15 protein-coding genes are annotated in these 17,614 nt (G+C 63.7%); 10 read left to right on the forward strand and 5 right to left on the reverse strand.

Annotation, left to right across the window (positions count from 1 at the left end):
* Positions 1-977, reverse strand: a 977-nt coding sequence (locus V7P99_RS11530; RefSeq protein WP_333794967.1) for a glycosyltransferase, incomplete at its 3' end; no start/stop codon positions are given.
* 170 nt (positions 978-1,147) lie between these two features.
* Between V7P99_RS11530 and V7P99_RS11535 the strand changes: the two genes are divergently transcribed.
* The 3 genes from V7P99_RS11535 to V7P99_RS11545 all read left to right on the forward strand — a co-directional run bounded on the left by V7P99_RS11535 (position 1,148) and on the right by V7P99_RS11545 (position 4,079).
* Positions 1,148-2,035: a transporter substrate-binding domain-containing protein gene (locus V7P99_RS11535; RefSeq protein ID WP_333794968.1), complete on the forward strand. Its 888-nt coding sequence runs from the start codon at positions 1,148-1,150 to the stop codon at positions 2,033-2,035.
* Between the two features lie 418 nt (positions 2,036-2,453).
* A complete protein-coding gene (locus V7P99_RS11540) occupies positions 2,454-3,251 on the forward strand; it encodes a UDP-2,3-diacylglucosamine diphosphatase (protein ID WP_333794969.1) in 798 nt (265 codons plus the stop codon).
* A 249-nt stretch (positions 3,252-3,500) separates the two neighbouring features.
* Positions 3,501-4,079, forward strand: a complete 579-nt coding sequence (locus tag V7P99_RS11545; RefSeq protein ID WP_333794970.1) for a hypothetical protein — start codon at positions 3,501-3,503, stop codon at positions 4,077-4,079.
* 212 nt (positions 4,080-4,291) lie between these two features.
* Here the strand turns inward: V7P99_RS11545 and infA are convergent, their stop codons facing one another.
* Both infA and V7P99_RS11555 read right to left on the reverse strand, forming a co-directional pair.
* Entirely contained in the window at positions 4,292-4,570 is a 279-nt protein-coding gene (gene infA, locus V7P99_RS11550) for a translation initiation factor IF-1 (RefSeq protein WP_333794971.1), read from the reverse strand.
* 113 nt (positions 4,571-4,683) lie between these two features.
* Positions 4,684-4,890, reverse strand: a complete 207-nt coding sequence (locus V7P99_RS11555; RefSeq protein ID WP_333794972.1) for a cold-shock protein — start codon at positions 4,888-4,890, stop codon at positions 4,684-4,686.
* 640 nt (positions 4,891-5,530) lie between these two features.
* Here V7P99_RS11555 and rpmI point away from each other — a divergent pair.
* The 6 genes from rpmI (at position 5,531) to V7P99_RS11585 (ending at position 12,322) form a co-directional block, all read left to right on the forward strand.
* Complete coding sequence (rpmI, locus tag V7P99_RS11560; protein WP_333794973.1) at positions 5,531-5,731, forward strand: 50S ribosomal protein L35; 201 nt, start codon at positions 5,531-5,533, stop codon at positions 5,729-5,731.
* Between the two features lie 49 nt (positions 5,732-5,780).
* The gene (rplT, locus tag V7P99_RS11565) at positions 5,781-6,146 is read left to right on the forward strand and encodes a 50S ribosomal protein L20 (protein WP_333794974.1); all 366 of its coding nucleotides are present in this window, start codon (positions 5,781-5,783) and stop codon (positions 6,144-6,146) included.
* Between the two features lie 200 nt (positions 6,147-6,346).
* The gene (gene pheS, locus V7P99_RS11570; RefSeq protein ID WP_333794975.1) at positions 6,347-7,420 is read left to right on the forward strand and encodes a phenylalanine--tRNA ligase subunit alpha; all 1,074 of its coding nucleotides are present in this window, start codon (positions 6,347-6,349) and stop codon (positions 7,418-7,420) included.
* A 146-nt stretch (positions 7,421-7,566) separates the two neighbouring features.
* A complete protein-coding gene (gene pheT, locus V7P99_RS11575; protein WP_333794976.1) occupies positions 7,567-9,999 on the forward strand; it encodes a phenylalanine--tRNA ligase subunit beta in 2,433 nt (810 codons plus the stop codon).
* A 445-nt stretch (positions 10,000-10,444) separates the two neighbouring features.
* Entirely contained in the window at positions 10,445-11,815 is a 1,371-nt protein-coding gene (locus V7P99_RS11580; protein ID WP_333794977.1) for an NAD(P)/FAD-dependent oxidoreductase, read from the forward strand.
* Positions 11,816-12,046: 231 nt separating this feature from the next.
* Positions 12,047-12,322, forward strand: a complete 276-nt coding sequence (locus tag V7P99_RS11585; protein WP_333794978.1) for a hypothetical protein — start codon at positions 12,047-12,049, stop codon at positions 12,320-12,322.
* Here the strand turns inward: V7P99_RS11585 and V7P99_RS11590 are convergent.
* Together V7P99_RS11590 and V7P99_RS11595 are read right to left on the reverse strand one after the other, a co-directional pair.
* Positions 12,301-13,683 carry a YiiX/YebB-like N1pC/P60 family cysteine hydrolase gene (locus V7P99_RS11590; protein WP_333794979.1) on the reverse strand — a complete coding sequence of 461 codons (1,383 nt, stop codon included), beginning with the start codon at positions 13,681-13,683 and terminating at the stop codon, positions 12,301-12,303. The genes V7P99_RS11585 and V7P99_RS11590 overlap by 22 nt on opposite strands.
* 343 nt (positions 13,684-14,026) lie before the next feature.
* The gene (locus tag V7P99_RS11595) at positions 14,027-15,241 is read right to left on the reverse strand and encodes a lytic murein transglycosylase (RefSeq protein ID WP_442909898.1); all 1,215 of its coding nucleotides are present in this window, start codon (positions 15,239-15,241) and stop codon (positions 14,027-14,029) included.
* Positions 15,242-15,775: 534 nt separating this feature from the next.
* Here V7P99_RS11595 and lepA point away from each other — a divergent pair.
* The gene (lepA, locus tag V7P99_RS11600; protein WP_333794981.1) at positions 15,776-17,578 is read left to right on the forward strand and encodes a translation elongation factor 4; all 1,803 of its coding nucleotides are present in this window, start codon (positions 15,776-15,778) and stop codon (positions 17,576-17,578) included.
* Positions 17,579-17,614 lie beyond the last annotated feature (36 nt).

Genomic DNA, 17,614 nt, shown 5'->3' on the forward strand with positions numbered 1-17,614 from the left:
GAGAAGTGGTTCGAGGTACCGCCGAGGGGAAGTGGCAGACCCAGACGCTCGAGCGTCGGCAGGAGATAATCGAACAGCACCGTATATTCGATGGCGAATTGACGGGTGAGCCACGTCTCTTCGAAATTGAAAACGTTGAGGCGCGCCTGAACGCAGGCGAGATGAGGGTCGGCTGCAAGCAGGGCCGCCGCACGACGAAGCTGATCCGGCTCCGGAGCGTCCTCGGCATCGTAGACGACGACAAGGTCTCCTGTGGATTGGCGAAGCGCATAGTTCAGGGCGCGCGGCTTGGTGCGGGGCTCGCCCGGGGGCACGATCACGGTGGACATCTGCGGCGGCAGCGAGAGTGCCGCTACGGCGCTGCGGGTGGCTGTATCCTCCGCCTCGAGGATCAGCAGGACCTGGAGCCTGTCGCGCGGGTAGTCCAGCCCGTCGAGGGCTTTCACGAGATCAGGGATGACGGCCGCCTCATCATAGAGCGGGATCAGCAACGAATACCGCGGCACGGGGCCGGAGGAGGACGCCGGCGTGGCTGGGGCGCGGTCGGATGCGGCGGCCAGCGCCCGTTGTCCCGTTGCGTACCAGAGGGCTGCGGCACGCAGCAGCACGACGCAGAGAAACGGCAGCGCCAGTGCGGCGGCGAGGGCGAAGGTGGCATAGCGGGGACTGGCGACGGCGCCTGCTGCGATCGCAAGCGCGATGAGCGCCAAGGCGGCCTTCTGCCAGGCCCACGTGGGTTCGCCCGCAGAACGCTCCGGCCGGCTTCTGCGCAGCTCAAAAGTCGCGTGATCGAGGTCGTCGATCTCGGCCGCGCTCCAGAAGACCGGGGCGGACCGGTTCCGGTGGGGATGCAACGGGCCGGGCTCGCGAGGGAGGAGCGGCGGACGCTCCTCGGCGGACATCGGCTCTTCGGGAACGAAGCCTTCGGGCCATGACGCTGCCATCTGGGACACGCTGCGGACGCGCTTCTCGGGCATGGTCCCCTCCCTGTTCCGCGAAAGGCGCATGCCGGGCAGGACAGGTGCGTGCGTGATGACCGCGCGCACCAACGGATTGGTCCTGCCGGAAGACCCCTTTCGCACAACTCATGCCGAAAGCGATCTTGCCAGATCGGCTCCGATGTTAAATAGGACTCTCATTCCTATCCGTGACGACGGGCCCGATCATGATGCTCGCCACCGCCTTTCGCAGCTTTGCACACAGCGTGTCTCTCGAAGGCGTGGCCGTGAGGACTGCGACGGCACTGGTTCTCTTGGCTGCGGGCCTGTTCCTTGCCAGCATTGCGGCATCCGCGCAGGACAATGAAGGCGCAGCGCAGGCTGAGCAGCCGAGGCGCTTCGTCATCCGCTTCCTAACCGAGGGAGAGTTTCCGCCTTTCAATTACTATGACGACGAGGGCGTGCTCACGGGTTTCAATGTCGATCTGGCACGTGCCATCTGTCTCGAGGCCGGGGCTGCGTGCGATATCAAGGTGCGGCCTTGGGAAGATCTCCTGACGGGGCTTAAGCGCGGAGACGCGGATGCGGTGATCGCGGCCCATCGCGTCACGGCGTCGAGCCTTGCGGAGGTGGATTTTTCCGATCGCTACTTTCATACGCCAGGCCGTTTTGCGGCCCGCAAGGGCGAGGCCACGGGTGCGGTTACGCCGGAGGCACTCGATGGCGTGACTGTCGGCGTGGCCAAGGGCACCGCGCATGAGGCCTTCGTCAAAGCTTTCTACCGCGACAGTCGTATCACCTTGTTCGAGAACCCCGAGCTGGCCCGCGAGGCGCTACAGCAGGGCAAGGTGCAACTCGTGTTCGATGATGCCATCAGCCTCGCCTTCTGGCTCAATGGATCGTTGTCGCGGCAATGCTGTGAATTCCGCGGCGAGGCGTTTCTCGAGCCGAGATATTTCGGCGACGGGCTCGCGGTCGCGGTGCCGCGCAACGATCCGCAGATCAAGGCGCTCATCAACGGCGCCTTGAAGCGCGTGCGCCGGAGCGGCCGCTTCCTGGAACTGGTCGAACGCTATTTCCCGGTGCGTATCTATTAGAATCTCACCGCACCCGTTGGCCTTGGATCGCGTACGGATTGGCTCGGGCGGTGCCCCGGTGTTGGGGAGTAGGGGCGCTCCAGATCCATAGAGCGCGTTCACTCTTATCAGAATTGGATTGTGCGCCGTGAACGGGCTCTAAGTTTTTATTGAGAGACTGATTCACGTTCTCAGTGAATGCGTGTCCGCATCCACCTCAAACGATCAGGCTCGAGAGCATTTTCCGTTCGCTTGCGCTCACTGCAAATTCTCTAGTTATTTTGTTTGAGCGAGCATCTTCACCCATTCGGGCGAGTCCGCCCGAATGGGATCTGCTCTAGCGCGCGGGGGCTGCCCGTCTTTCGCTGTCATAATCCTGAAATGAAAATCTCGTCTAAGAGGCAAGAATTTTTTGGCATGCGGAGCGGAACCTCGCTGCATGGTAACGGAACGCTTCTACCGATCGCTGTTCATCTCAGACCTACATCTCGGGACCCGGGCCAGCCAGGCCGAGATGCTTCTCGATTTCCTCAAGCATACGGAGGCCGAGACGATCTATCTGGTGGGCGATATCTTTGATTTCTGGCGCATCCGGCGCGGCACCTGCTGGCCCCAATCCCATAACGACGTGGTGCAGAAGCTCCTGCGCAAGGTGCGCAAAGGAACGCGCATCGTCTACATACCCGGCAATCACGACGAGGGCGTCCGCGATTACGCCGGCATGCATTTCGGTGGCATCGAGATCGAGCGCCAAGCTATCCATACGACGGCAGACGGCCGCCGCTTCATCGTCATGCATGGCGACGAGTACGACGTTGTGGTGCGCTATGCGCGCTGGCTCGCGTTCCTTGGCGACCAGGGCTATGAGATCGCACTCCGATCGAACCGGCCGCTCAACTTCATCCGCCGAAGGGTGGGCCTCGGCTACTGGTCCCTTTCCGATTACCTCAAGCGCCGGGTCAAGACGGCCGTGAACTTCATCGGGGAGTTCGAGAAGAATCTTGCGGAAGAGGCACGCCGCCAAAACGCGGACGGCGTGATCTGCGGACACATCCACCATGCCGCAAACCGTCTGATCGGCGGTATCCGCTACATCAATACCGGAGACTGGGTCGAGAGTTGCACGGCAGCGGGAGAAACGCCTGCCGGAGACATCGAGCTGATCCGGTGGTTAGACATCGTCGGGGCACGTGAAGGGGACAACGAGATCGCGAAGCTGCCGCTGAAAGTGGCGTGAGCTCCCGGTCTGAGCGGCGCGAGGCTCCGCGAGCGGGAAAATGCGGGCTGTGACATCGAAGCGGCTCGTCGAGACTTGCGCCCTGCCGTTCCTTACCGAAATCGTAAGCCATCGATCCTGAAATTGCGCTGGCAAGCGAGTGAGTATTCGCTATGCTCGCTCAATTCCGGGAATATTCGGCCTTGAGATGCGTCAGCGGACGAACGCGCGAGTCCGAGATGCATTCGGCTGGCGCTGCGGCACAGGACCATGTCAATTCGTCTTTGGATCGGCTGCTGTGTGCTCGGGGCAGCGCTGAGCGCGAGCCTCGGCGCGGGGGCTGAAGCAAAGTGCCGGATGAAGTCTCCCGACACGACGATCAGCGGCATCGTCCTCACGGACCGGGAGAGTGCGGTGAAGGTCGTTGGCTCGGGCGCGACGCTGACCGAGAGCGAGGACGACCTTCCGCATGCGCGCTTCGTTTCCAGCAACGGCGCGCAAGAACTCGTGCTTTTCGTCCATTACGGCGCTGGGGAGGACGAGTATGCCGAGGCCGAGGTTCGCGTCGGGAGCTCAGAGGCTCTGGCCCTCGTGGACCTTCCGATCGAAAGCTTCAGAACAGGGCGCGGCGTCGAGCTCGGCATGAGCGTGGCGGAAGTGCAGGCTTTGTTCGGAACCTGCTTCAAATCGCGGCACAAGGCGGGCTCGGAGCTTTTCTTCGAGTACGAGATCGCGAATGCCGACCGAGACCCGGAGCTCAAGAGTTTCGGCTATCCGGTCTATTATGCGGAGTATGAGTTCCGAGACGGGAAACTCATCCGTTTCCGTTTCGGCTTTGCCTATCCATAGAGCGCGTTCCCTCATTGGGAAATTACGGGCGAAGCATCATCTGGGAAAACGGGCGCGGCCCGCGGAACGTGCGGGCTGCGCTCGTTAGAGGCATTACGGTTTCAGTGGGAGGCCGTGGTGGTCATAGGGGCGCATCACTGATTGAAGATGCGCGGATCTGGGGCGAGAGCGGCTTTGGAGGCGTCTCGGGCGATGGGCGCCCCAGGAGAGGATCAGCGGCGGCGAAAGCCACCGCCAGGGCCGGTCGAAGACGGCGGCGGGCCAGACCGGCTGTCCCGGTGGCGGAAGTTGATGCGTCCCTTGGTGAGATCGTAGGGCGTCATCTCGACGGTGACCTTGTCGCCCGCAAGGATGCGGATGCGGTTCTTCTTCATGCGTCCGGACGTGTAGGCAATCACCTCGTGTCCGTTGTCGAGCTTCACGCGGCAGCGGGCGTCGGGAAGCACCTCCTCCACCACGCCTTCGAACTCGAGCATCTCTTCCTTCGCCATTCACACTCCCTGGCTATGACCACCACTGCGGCCACATTTCGTAGCGAATCAACAATGCAAAATAACGGGGAGCAGAGCCATCCGCTCCCCGCATCCTTGAATTTTTTGCTGGCTCAGAGCGGACGCAGGTTGACGGCAGCGATCTTGCCGTTGCGGCCACGCTCAGTCTCGTACGAGACCTTCTGTCCCTCGCGGAGAGTCTGCAGACCGGCGCGCTCTACGGCCGAGATGTGCACGAAGACATCAGCCCCGCCCTCCTCAGGCTGGATGAAGCCGTACCCCTTTTGACCGTTAAACCACTTTACCGTGCCGTTCGCCATTATAGTGCCTCCAAAGCAAGTCATATCTCCGGACCCGATGACCGGAGACGTCATCAAATCGCGCGATGGAGACTTCTAGTTTCAGCGTGGCCGCTGTCGCAGAGTGAACCCAAGGCGTGTTCGATGGCCCTATATGGCCTGCATTGTCTATAAAGGCAAGATGTTGTGCCGGGTTTGAAGACTAGTATTACGGGTCCACTGTCAGTCGGAGAAATTGAACATCCGGAGTAAATATTGGTGCCCATTGGGCAAGTTACCAAGCCCGGGTCGACTGTTTTCCGTAGATTGTAATTGTTGTAATTTGCATTGAGGGAAGAATAACTCCTGGCGAGACCATTCATTTAACCGAATTTCATAAGAGCCTGCCCTGAATGGGGATTTTGGGCGCATTTGGTCTCTCGGATCCATTCAAGGCGCCTTCGCTGCTGGTGCAGCCTTCATGTTGCAAAAGACGAGGCGCGCCCGTATAAGTCGCCGCGGAGCCGCCCGGCGGGGCATGCCGTGGCGGCTTTCATGCTTTTACGATCCGCGGCTCCGCACAAAAGCACTCCTTCTCCCTCCCTTTGCTGGGGACGGGCAAAGGGGCAGCCCGCCATTCGGCTGGGCAGGCGGGCCGTTTCCGAACACGAAGGAGAGCGAAATGCCCAAGCTGAAGACCAAAAGCGGCGCCAAAAAGCGCTTCAAGATGACGGCCACAGGCAAGGTGAAGGCGCAGGCCCAGGGCAAGCGCCACGGCATGATCAAGCGGCACGCGAAGTTCATTCGCGACGCGCGGGGCACCATGGTGCTCAACGACAGCGACGCCAAGATCGTCAAGAAATACATGCCGTATGCGCGCTGAGCTCAGCGCGCAACCAGACCCACTCATCCGTCACTAAGGAAGCAGATCCATGGCACGCGCAAAACGCGGTGTTACCGCCCACGCCAAGCACAAAAAGGTTTTGAAGGCAGCCAAGGGCTATTATGGCCGCCGCAAGAATACGATCCGCATCGCCAAGCAGGCCGTCGAGAAGGCCCTGCAGTACGGCTATCGCGACCGCAAGCGTAAGAAGCGCACGTTCCGGGCGCTCTGGATTCAGCGCATCAATGCCGCGACGCGCGAGCACGGCCTCACCTACGGCCGGTTCATTCATGGCCTCTCCAAGGCCGGCATCGAGATCGATCGCAAGGTGCTCGCCGATCTTGCCGTGCATGACGCGGCGGCATTCAAGGCACTCGTCGATCAGGCTTCCGCTGCCAGCAAGGCCGCGGCCTAAGCCCCTTCTTTTCGGTCACGTCCCCCGCCACTCCGCGAGCCCGTGGAGAGCCGGGGGATCGGACCACCTTCGCGGCCGTGCTCAGCCGAGCGCGGATCGGCGCGGAGATCGATCCGCCGCCGATGTTGTCCCCCATGCCTTGCCCCGCGGCGCTCGGGGAACGCCCTCCGGCCCGTGGGGTGAACGAGATGAGGCGCGTGATGACTGGCACATCCGAACTCGAGGCGATGAAGGCCGATCTTCTGGCGCAGATCGATGCGGCGGGGGATCTCGGCCAGCTCGAAGCCGTGCGCGTGGCAGCGCTCGGTAAGAAAGGGCTGATCGCCGCTCAGATGGCCAAGCTCGCAAAGCTGCCGCCGGAGGAGCGCAAGGCGTTCGGGGCTGCAAACAACGTCGTCAAAACCGCCGTGACCCTGTCGCTCGAGGCGCGACGCGCCGCGCTCGAGGCGGCGGCGCTCGAGGCGCGCCTTGCGGGCGAGCGGGCCGACGTGACGCTGCCGGTGCGGCCCGGGCCTGAAGCGCTCGGCCGTATTCATCCGGTGAGCCAAGTGCTCGACGAGTGCGTGGAGATCTTCGCCGATCTCGGCTTCGACGTCGCCGAGGGGCCGGACATCGAAACCGACGAGATGAACTTCGGCAAGCTCAACATCCCGCCTGAGCATCCGGCGCGCCAAGAGCACGACACCTTTTATTTTCCGCCGAAGCCGGACGGCTCGAGGCTCGTGCTGCGCACGCATACGAGCCCCGTGCAGATCCGCACCATGGAGAGCCGGACGCCGCCGATCCGCATCATCGCGCCGGGGCGCGTCTATCGTTGCGACAGCGACCAGACGCACACGCCGATGTTCCATCAGATCGAGGGTCTCGTCATCGACGAGACGACCCACATGGGCCACCTCAAGTGGGTGCTCGAGGAATTCTGCAAGGCCTTCTTCGAGGTCTCGGACGTGAAGATGCGCTTTCGCGCGTCACACTTCCCGTTCACCGAGCCTTCGATGGAGGTCGATATCGGCGCCGAGGCGATCGGCAAGCCCGGCGAGTGGCTCGAGATTCTCGGCTGCGGCATGGTGCATCCGAATGTGCTCCGAAACTGCGGGCTGGATGCCGAGCGCTATCAGGGCTTCGCCTTCGGCGTGGGCCTCGATCGGCTGACGATGCTGAAGTACGGCGTGCCGGACCTGCGAGCGTTCTTTGCGGCTGATCTGCGCTGGCTGCGCCACTACGGATTTTCCGTGCTCGATGTACCGACGCTGGCCGGCGGCCTGTCGAGCTGATCTCAGGCGGCAGGATCGCAATGCGCGCGCTTGGCGCGTCAAACGGGGATCGCCAGTGACGACGTAACGATCCCGGATGATTGCCTCCCCCGTTACCTCTTCCCGCAACGGGGAGGGGGCGCGGGTGGCTTGTCGAAGGTGCTACGATGAAGTTCACGCTCTCCTGGCTCAAGGATCATCTGAAAACGACGGCGTCGGTCGAGGAGATCGCGACCAAGCTCTCCGCCATTGGGCTCGAGGTCGAAGGCGTCGAGGATCCTGCGGCGAAGCTCGGCGCGTTTCGCGTGGCGCGCATCGTCGAAGCGAAGAAGCATCCCAACGCCGACAAGCTGCAGATCGTCATGGTCGAGGTGGAGGCGGGCCAGCCGCTGCTCGAGGTCGTTTGCGGGGCGCCGAATGCGCGCGCCGGCCTCGTCGGCGTGTTCGCGCCGCTTGGGACCTATATTCCAGGTACCGGGATCACGCTCGAGAAGAAGCCGGTGCGCGGCGTCGTCTCCAACGGCATGATGTGCTCGGCGGCCGAGCTCGAGCTATCGGAAGACCATGAGGGCATCATCGCGCTTCCCGAGGACATGGCGGCGCAAGTGGGCAGCCGCTACATCGATGCCGCCGGTCTCAACGATCCCGTGTTCGAGGTGAAGCTGACGCCGAACCGCCCCGACTGCACGGGCGTGCGCGGCATCGCGCGCGATCTTGCGGCGGCGGGTCTCGGCACGCTGAAGCCGGAAAAGGCGATCTCGGGCGTGGAAGGCGGCTTCGACAATCCGATCGCTATTACGCTCGATTTTCCGGAGGGCGCGGAGGATGCGTGCCCGGTGTTCGCCGGGCGGCTGATCAAGGGAGTTCGCAACGGTCCCTCGCCGGATTGGCTGCAGAACCGGCTGCGGGCCGTGGGGCTCCGGCCGATCAATGCGCTCGTCGATGTCACAAACTACGTGAGCCAGGATCGCGGCCGGCCACTTCACGTCTACGATGCCGACAAGCTCAAGGGCGGCGTGCGCGCCCGCCTTGGCAAGCCCGGCGAAACGTTCCTCGGCCTCGATGGCAAGGAGCACGCCGTGGATGAGACGATGTGCGTGATCGCCGACGATGCGGGTCCGCTCGGGCTCGGCGGGATCATCGGCGGAGAAACATCGGGCTCGACGGATGCGACCACGAACGTGCTTGTCGAAAGCGCCTGGTTCGATCCGGTGCGGACAGCCGCCACCGGCCGCAAGGCCGGTCTCGTCACCGATGCGCGCTATCGCTTCGAACGGGGCGTCGATCCCGAAAGCGTGCTGTCGGGACTGGATCTCGCGACGCAGATGATCCTGAAGCTCTGCGGAGGCATGCCTTCGAAGGCGACGCTCGCCGGCAAGGTTCCCGATACGCGCCGCGGCATTCTGTTCGATCTCAGGCGTGTCGAGAAGCTGACCGGGCTCGCGCTGCCGGCGGAGGAGATCAAGAGGATCCTCGAGGCGCTGGGCTGCGAGCTGGTCGGTGACGGCGACATCATCGAGGTTCTGACGCCCTCGTGGCGGCCGGATATTCACGGAACTGCCGACCTCGTCGAAGAGGCGGTGCGTATCGCGGGCATCGATCGCGTTCCGGCGACGCCGCTGCCGCGCATGAGCGGAATTGCCGGCCGGGTGCTTACCGAGACGCAGAAGCGGGCGCGCAGGGCCAGGCGGACGCTCGCGGCGCGGGGGCTTGTCGAGGCGGTGACGTGGTCGTTCCTGCCCAAGGCCGAGGCAGAGCTTTTTGCGGGGGATGCCGAACTCGTCGAAATCGCAAACCCGATCTCGGTCGATCTCGCCGTCATGCGGCCGGGTCTGCTGCCCGGGCTCCTGACCGCCGTCGAGCGCAACCACAACCGTGGCTTCGCCGACGTGGCGCTGTTCGAGGTGGGGCAGGCCTATCGCGGCGACCGGCCCGAGGATCAATATCTTTCGGCGGCAGGCGTACGCGCGGGCACTGCCGGGCTTTCCGGAGGCGGCCGGCACTGGCAGAGCAAGGCCGAGCCTGTGACCGTGTTCGATGCCAAGAGCGATGCGGTGGCCGTGCTGGCGGCGTTGGGCATCGATGCGGGCAAGGCGCAGGTCACCCGCGACGCGCCGGCCTGGTATCACCCGGGGCGGTCCGGCACCTTGCGGCTCGGGCCGAAAACCGTGCTCGCCCATTTCGGTGAGATTCATCCGGCGACGCTCGCCAAGCTCGATGTGGCGGGGCCGGTGGCGGGATTTGAAGTCTTCCTCGAGGCGCTGCCGCCCGAGAAACGCAAAGCCCGTGGCAAGGCGCCGCTCGCGGCCTCCGATCTTCTCCCCGTCCGGCGCGACTTCGCCTTCGTTCTCGATCGGGACGTCGGTGCGGGGGACGTGGTGCGCGCGGCACTCGGCTCGGATAAAGCCCTGATCTCGGCCGTGTCGGTTTTCGATGTATTCGAGGGCGGGGCGCTGGCAGCCGAGGGCAAGAAGTCGGTGGCCATCGAGGTGACACTGCAACCGACGGCGGAAACCCTGACCGATAAGGAGATCGAGGGGGTATCGCAGAAGGTGATCGCTAGCGTGAAAAAGGCGACCGGCGGCGAGATCCGGGGCTAGTGACCGTTTGTGCCGTGATGCGGACGCGCATCGCTTGCTTTCGGCTCGGTGCGCTAGCCTGCGAACGATGGTCGGGCTCGAACGTCCCGCTGCGGGCCGAAACGGGGTCCGTGCCCGGCATCCGGTGGTGCGGCCTATTGGATTCTGAATAGTCTATTTTCATGATTTGAGCGTATGCGGATGCGTGGTCGGAGTGGGCTCGCGCGATGCCACGAGCGCGCCGCGCATGGCAGCTCATCGGTGATATCGTCGCCGCCTGCGCGACATTCCTGCTAGAGCGCGTTCACGCTTTATGGACTCGTCTTTTTGACGTGAACGCACTCTAAGTTTTTGATTGAGAGACTGATTCACGTTCTCGGTGAATGCGTGTCCGCATCCACCTCAAACGAGCAGGCTCGAAGACACTGCGCCTATCAAGGGTGGGAGGCACGAGATGGTTGCGGATATGACAACGACGACCCAGAGCGCGGGACCGCTCATCCTGCCTAAGCCGGAGAAGCACCACATCGTCGTGGTTGGCGGCGGAGCGGGCGGGCTCGAGCTTGCGACGCGGCTGGGAGACAAGCTCGGCCGGGACGGCTGGTTCCGTCGCAGCGAGGCGGCGATCACGCTTGTCGATCGCGCGCGCACGCACATCTGGAAGCCGCTGCTGCACGAGATCGCCGCGGGAAGCATGGACGTGGATCGCCACGAGGTAGAATACCAGGCGCATGCGCATTGGCACGGCTTCAAGTTCCGCTACGGCGAGATGATCGGGCTCGATCGCGAAAAGAAGCTGGTGGAGCTTGGGCGCACCGTCGATGAGGACGGCCGTGAGATTACGCCGAACCGCTGGGTGCCTTACGACACGCTCGTGATCGCTATCGGCAGCGTGTCGAGCGACTTCGGCGTTCCGGGCGTCAAGGAGCACGCCTTGATGCTCGATACGCCCGAGGAAGCCGAGCGCTTTAACCGGCGGCTGATCAACGCCTGCGTGCGCGCCAACACGCAGCCGGGCCCTATCCGGCCCGAGCAGCTGCATGTCGCGATCATCGGTGCGGGCGCCACGGGCACGGAGCTTTCCGCCGAGCTGCACGGCACGGCGCGCGGCGTGGTCGCCTTCGGGCTCGACAAGATCGATCCCGAGAAGGACATCAAAATTACGCTGATCGAAGCGGCGAGCCGTGTCGTGCCGGCGCTGCCCCCGCGCATCTCGGAGGCGACGACCGACATCCTGCGCAAGCTCAACGTGGATGTTCGCACCAGTGCGCGAGTAACGGAGGTGACGCCGGGAGGCGTGAAGCTCGCCAGCGGAGATTTCATCGGCTCCGAGCTCGTGATCTGGGCAGCGGGCGTCAAGGGGCCGGACGTGCTTGCGCATCTCGACGGGCTCGAGGTCAGCAACTCGAACCAGCTCGTCATCAAGCAGACGCTCGAGACCACGCGGGATCCCAACGTCTTTGCGTTCGGAGACTGCGCCTATCTCGTGCCTCCGGGTGAGACCATGCCCATTCCGCCGCGGGCGCAGGCCGCCCATCAGCAAGCCTCGCATCTCGTCAAGCAGCTCAAGGCACGGCTGCGCGGCGAGCCGCTGCGCCCGTTCAAGTATCGGGATTTCGGCTCGCTCGTCTCGCTTGGGCATTACTCGACGGTGGGCAGCCTGATGGGCTTCGTCACCGGACGGAAGATGATCGTCGAGGGCTTCGCCGCCAAGCTCATGTATCGCTCGCTCTACAAGATGCACGAGACGGCGCTGCATGGGTATTGGAAGGTGGCGATCGATTCCTTCTCGCGGCTTCTCACGCGGCGCACGGAGCCTCACGTCAAGCTGCACTAGAGTGCTTCTGATTTAAGTGGGAAGAAGAACGAAGAAACAAAATCTTAGAGCCGTTCCCCGTTTCCAGCTAAAGCGGAACGGCTCTAAGCTGCACGGCTTCGCGCAAGAGGTTCTTCCGGCTGGCTGCTTCCATCCAATTTTATGGAAGGGTGCAAGGCGGCATTGACGCATCCTCGGTAAACTCATGCGGTGGGCTTAGGTAGCCCCTGCGGAGGATATGTCGCCTTGTGCATGCTGGCCGCCGTACTTGCGTTCGTGGTCGCGCACATCGTCGCCTGGCTGGCGCTCGGCGGAGGATGGCGTGGGGCCGGACGTGCGCCGCTGGCGGTCTTCGTCCCGGCGTCGGCACTCATGCTGCTCGATGCGATCTTCTTCGAGTCCTACTCGCACCTCGGGGCTCAAATCATCACGCTGGTGAGCTGGGAAGCCCTCTACTTCTTCCTCTATGTCTGCTTGAGGATCGTTTCGCGCCCCGCTGAGCCGCGTCAGGCTTTGCCGCGCAGATAGCCGACACGTTCGGCAGAGACCTCACGAAGACGCTCGAGATGGGCGAGCATCTCGCGCGGATGCAGCGGAAGGCCCGTCATGCGTACGTGGTTCTCATCGAGGGCGGCGAGCGCGGGCATCACCTCCTCGGCTGACCGGTGGAGCATGACGATGGTTGCGACGCAGGACCGGCGCATGTTGCGGGGTACCTTGGGGAAGGCGCTCGCGAGCAGGGTTTTGGCACGGTCCGACAGGTAGCTCGAGAGACGCCCGAAAACGGCGATGAGGCTGATGAGAAACGTCTCCTCAAAGCGATAGCCGCGCGTTTCCATCCACTCGAAGAACTTGGTCATGATCATGTCCTGGCGGCGGAGCAGCGGCGTGATCCGGTAATCCTGCCACTCCGCCACGAGGTCGAAGCGCGTATCGAGATCGATGTCGCCCGGCGCGAAGGTCTCTTTCGCGCGCACGCCGATGGCTTTCAGGAAGTCTTTGTTGTTGCGGTGGTCGAAGCGTGTCTTGAAGGCGGGAAGAACGAGCGCGCCGCCGCTCGCGTCGGCGTAGGCCTGGGCGACGAGCTTGGCGCAAAAGAGCTTGCGGCGCCCTTTGAGACGCATGGAGAAGTCGTATGGGATAGGGGGTGACTCGCCCGTTCGGGTCGCCATGACGCGCTCATAGGCGAGCCGCGCGGCGCGAGCGGCGAGCGCCCGGTTCGGATGGCGGTAGAGAACGATGCGGCCGATGTTGTGGTCGAGGACGGAGTCGAGCGGATTGACGACCGTGCCTTCCTCGATCAGCGCTTCGACGACCCAATGGCGGCCATCGTCGCTGATATAGACGAGGGCGATGTGGCTGAACTGGGTGTCCACGTCGCCGATGCGGGCAATGGCGGCGCTATTGTGAGCGCTGCCGCGCATGAGCAGCAGGTCGCCTGAGCGGAATGGGATGTTCTCGCCCGTGGCGAAGGCGGGATGCACGAGCGTGTTCCAGGACGTGCCCGTGAAGGCGCGCTTCGTTGACTGCCCTTTCAGCAGCCGATCGTTGTCGCAGGCGATCTCGCCGAGCATGTCCGTGGCGTAGCGGGCAATGCGGAGAACATCGCGCAAGGCCTCCTGAGCGGGACGGTCGAAGATGCCCTGGATATCCCAAGCGGGGATCCGGTCGCGCAGGCGCATGCGGGCGTTGAATAGCTCGCGCAAGAGGTATGGAGCGCGAGGTGCGATGTGCCCGCGGTCGGCGTCGGTAAGGTCGGTGTCGTCGATGAGCTGGTATAGGGAGCGCAGCGCGGCTTCCAGGTCGCGAGCCGTGTCGAACTGCTGATCGGCGACGGCCCCGATCCGCGCCAAGCGCTGCTCAAGTCCACTCAAGACCGACCGCTGCACCGATCCGCTCCCTCTTGCGTGCGTCCCCGTCGCCGTCGTTCCCGTCCGCCGACACCGGCCACTGCGGCATCAGCATTTTAGCGCGGTAGCCCAGAGGCATGCCGCCCGAGCGTGTCTCGCTTGGCCGACACGACCATGATGGGCCGTTCGCCTCCGATTGATAAGGGCAGACGTGCAAATGGTAAAGACTAGAGCCGTTCCGGTTTAAGTGGAATCCGGAACGGCTCTAAGTATTTATTTTGTCGTGCTTCTTTTCGGACACCTTGCTTGCATGGCTTCGCCATGACCGGTTCCCACTTTTCCGGAAGCACTCTAGGACTGTCCATTCGCGGAAGCGAAAGGGTCATGAGCCGCGGCGCAGCGCTCCCAAAAGCTCAGGGGTCGGATAGGAATCGGCGGGCAGCCCCAGCCGCTGCTGCATCGTTTTGATGGCCTGCCGGCTCTTCATGCCGATCAGGCCGTCGATCTCCCCCACGTCGAAACCACGGGCGGTGAGGAGGCGCTGCAACTCCTTGGCCTCGGCTTGCGCAAGCACGGGAATGCCCCCGTCGCCGCGGCGCATGGCTGGTGCGCCATCGATACGCGTCGCGAGATAGGCGGCGGTGATCGCGTAGTTGAGTGACTGGTTCCACTGCAGATAGACGTCGAAGTTCGGGAACGCCAGGAAGGCGGGGCCGTGGCGTCCCATGGGCAGGACGAGGGACGCCGGCATGGCGTCGGTCTCGAGCGGCGCGCCATCGGCCTTCCGCACGCCCCATGAGGCCCACTGCGACCGCGGATGCTTGACTGCGAGATCGGACTGGTCCCATGGCAGCTCACGGGGAACGCGCACTTCCTCGAGCCACGGCTCGTTGGGCCGCCAGCCAAGGTGCGCCATGTAATTGGCGGTGGTGCCGATGATGTCGGTGGGATTGGAGAAAAGGTCGGGGCGGCCGTCGCCGTCGTAGTCGATGGCGTGCTCAAGGTAGCGAGTCGGAAGGAACTGGGTCTGGCCGATCTCGCCGGCCCAGGAGCCGATCATCGTCTGCGGAGTCATGTCACCCCGCTCGATGATGCGCAGCGCTGCCTTGAGCTCATCGCGGAACATCGGGCCGCGGCGGCAGTCGTAGGCGAGCGTCACGAGCGAGCGCATGATCGGCAGATTGCCCATGCCGGCGCCGAAATCGCTCTCGAGGGCCCAGAAGCCCGTTATGACGGCCGGGTGAACACCAAACTCCTTCTGCGCGCGGGCGAAGGCGGCGCGGTTCTTCTTAATCTGGGCGCGCCCGTTGGTGATGCGGTTCTGCGTCGCGAGCCTGGCCGAGAAGTCGAGGAAGCTCTGGGCGAAGAAGCCCTGGCGGCGGTCGCGCGAGATCACGCTTTGGTCGGGCGTCATGCCGGCGAGCGTCGCATTGATGACGCGAGGGCTGATGCCTTCGGCCGCGGCCTCCCGCTTGAAATCGCGCAACCAGGACTCATAGGTCCAGGTGGTCTTGCAATTCCGCGGTGCGGGCGGAGGAGGAATGCCCTTGGTCGACACGCGCGTGCCGGAGGCCTGGGAAGCGGCGGGGGTCTGCATAGCCGCCGGCGTGGCGGCCGGGACAGGCGCCCGATCGAGAGGCGCCTCAGAGGCGGATGGTGCAACTGGGGCCACAGGCGGCGCTTTTCTCGCCGGCTTGGCGCGTGGTGCATCGTTCACAGGGCCGAATTCGATGCCGCCAGCCGTGGCTGGAAGGGTGGCCGCCTGGAGCGCGAGTGCGCACACGGCGGAGGCGACAAAAAAGGCAAATCGCATTCAAAATCATCCCGTCTCGATATTTTGCCAGCCACTCATGCTGAGCCGTGTGGCGGCGTCAAGACGACAGGTTGCCGGCGCCGGCGCCCGGCGAGCTTGCCACCGGCCGCGGGGCGTGCTGTTGACTGCTTGAATTACAGGGTCCCGACCCGCCAGGGCCGCCTCGAAACCCACGCCGGGTAGCCTATATCATGCTCTCACTGGGCCGGCCGGCCCGATGCGCGCCTTCGGGAGGAGGGCGTGCGCTGCGGATGGACCGGCTTTCCGGTCCTTGAATGCCCCTTTTGCCCTATCAACCGAAATGATAAGCACGCGCGCATGACCGATACCTCATTGATCCGCAATTTCTCCATCATCGCGCACATCGATCACGGCAAGTCGACGCTGTCGGACCGCCTGATCCAGATCTGCGGCAACGTCAGTAACCGCGAGATGAAGGAGCAGATCCTCGACTCGATGGACATCGAGCGCGAGCGCGGCATCACCATCAAGGCGCAGACCGTGCGTCTCGACTACAAACACGCGGACGGCAAAATCTATCAGCTCAACCTGATGGACACGCCGGGGCACGTAGACTTTGCCTACGAGGTGTCGCGCAGTCTCGCGGCCTGCGAGGGCGCGATCCTGGTTGTGGACGCGACACAGGGCGTGGAAGCTCAGACGCTGGCCAACGTTTATCAGGCGCTCGACAACGATCTCGAGATCCTGCCGGTCTTGAATAAGGTGGATCTCCCGTCGGCCGACGAGGACCGGGTCAAGAGCCAGATCGAGGATGTGATCGGGCTCGATGCTTCGGATGCCATCGGCGTCTCGGCGAAAACGGGGCTCAATGTGGAGGCCGTCCTGGCCGCCATCGTCGAGCGGCTGCCGCCACCCAAGGGCGATGGAGACAAGCCGCTCAAGGCCATGCTCATCGATAGCTGGTACGACGCCTATCTCGGCGTCATCGTGCTGGTGCGCGTCATCGACGGCCGGCTGAAGCGCGGCCAGAAGATCACCATGATGGCCACTGGCGGCCTCTATCAGGTGGAGCGTGTCGGCATCTTCCGTCCCAAGCAGGAGATGCTGGCCGAGCTCGGGCCGGGCGAGATCGGATTTTTCACGGCGGCGATCAAGGAGGTGGCGGATACGCGCGTCGGCGACACCATCACCGACGAAAAGACCCCGACCGCCGAACCTCTGCCGGGCTTCAAGCCGGCGCAGCCGGTGGTGTTCTGCGGCCTGTTCCCCGTCGATGCCGCCGATTTCGAGGATCTGCGCGACGCCATGGCGCGTCTCCGGCTGAACGACGCCAGCTTCTCGTTCGAGATGGAAACCTCCGCTGCGCTGGGCTTCGGGTTCCGCTGCGGGTTCCTGGGGCTTCTCCATCTCGAGATCATCACCGAGCGGCTCGAGCGCGAGTTCAGGCTCGATCTCATCACCACGGCGCCGTCGGTCATCTACCATCTGCACATGACGGACGGCAGCATGATCGAGCTGCACAATCCGGCCGACATGCCCGATCCGGTGCACATCGACCACATCGAGGAGCCGTGGATCGAGGCGACGATCATGGTGCCCGACGACTATCTCGGCGCGGTGCTTAAGCTCTGCCAGGACCGGCGCGGTCGGCAGAAGCAGCTCACCTATGTCGGCAATCGGGCGATGCTCATCTATGAGTTGCCGCTCAACGAGGTCGTGTTCGATTTCTACGACCGGCTGAAGTCGGTCTCGCGCGGCTATGCGTCGTTCGACTATCAGATCACGGCCTACGAGCAGGGCGAGCTCGTCAAGCTCTCGATCCTGGTCAACGGCGAGCCGGTGGATGCGCTCTCGATCATCGTGCACAGGACACGGGCCGAGAGCCGCGGGCGCGCCATGTGCGAGAAGCTCAAAGAGCTGATCCCGCCGCACATGTTCCAGATCCCGGTGCAGGCGGCGATCGGCGGCAAGGTGATCGCGCGTGAGACGATCCGGGCGCTGCGGAAGGACGTGCTCGCCAAGTGCTATGGCGGCGACATCTCGCGTAAGCGCAAGCTGCTCGACAAGCAGAAAGCGGGCAAGAAGAAGATGCGTGAGTTCGGCAAGGTCGAGATCCCGCAGGAAGCCTTTATCGCCGCGCTGAAGATGGACGAGAACTGATCGCGGCGAGGCAGACGCACCTCGTCGTCAGCTTGT

The organism is Hyphomicrobium sp., assembly GCF_036780825.1.
Classification (GTDB): Bacteria; Pseudomonadota; Alphaproteobacteria; order Rhizobiales; family Hyphomicrobiaceae; genus Hyphomicrobium_C.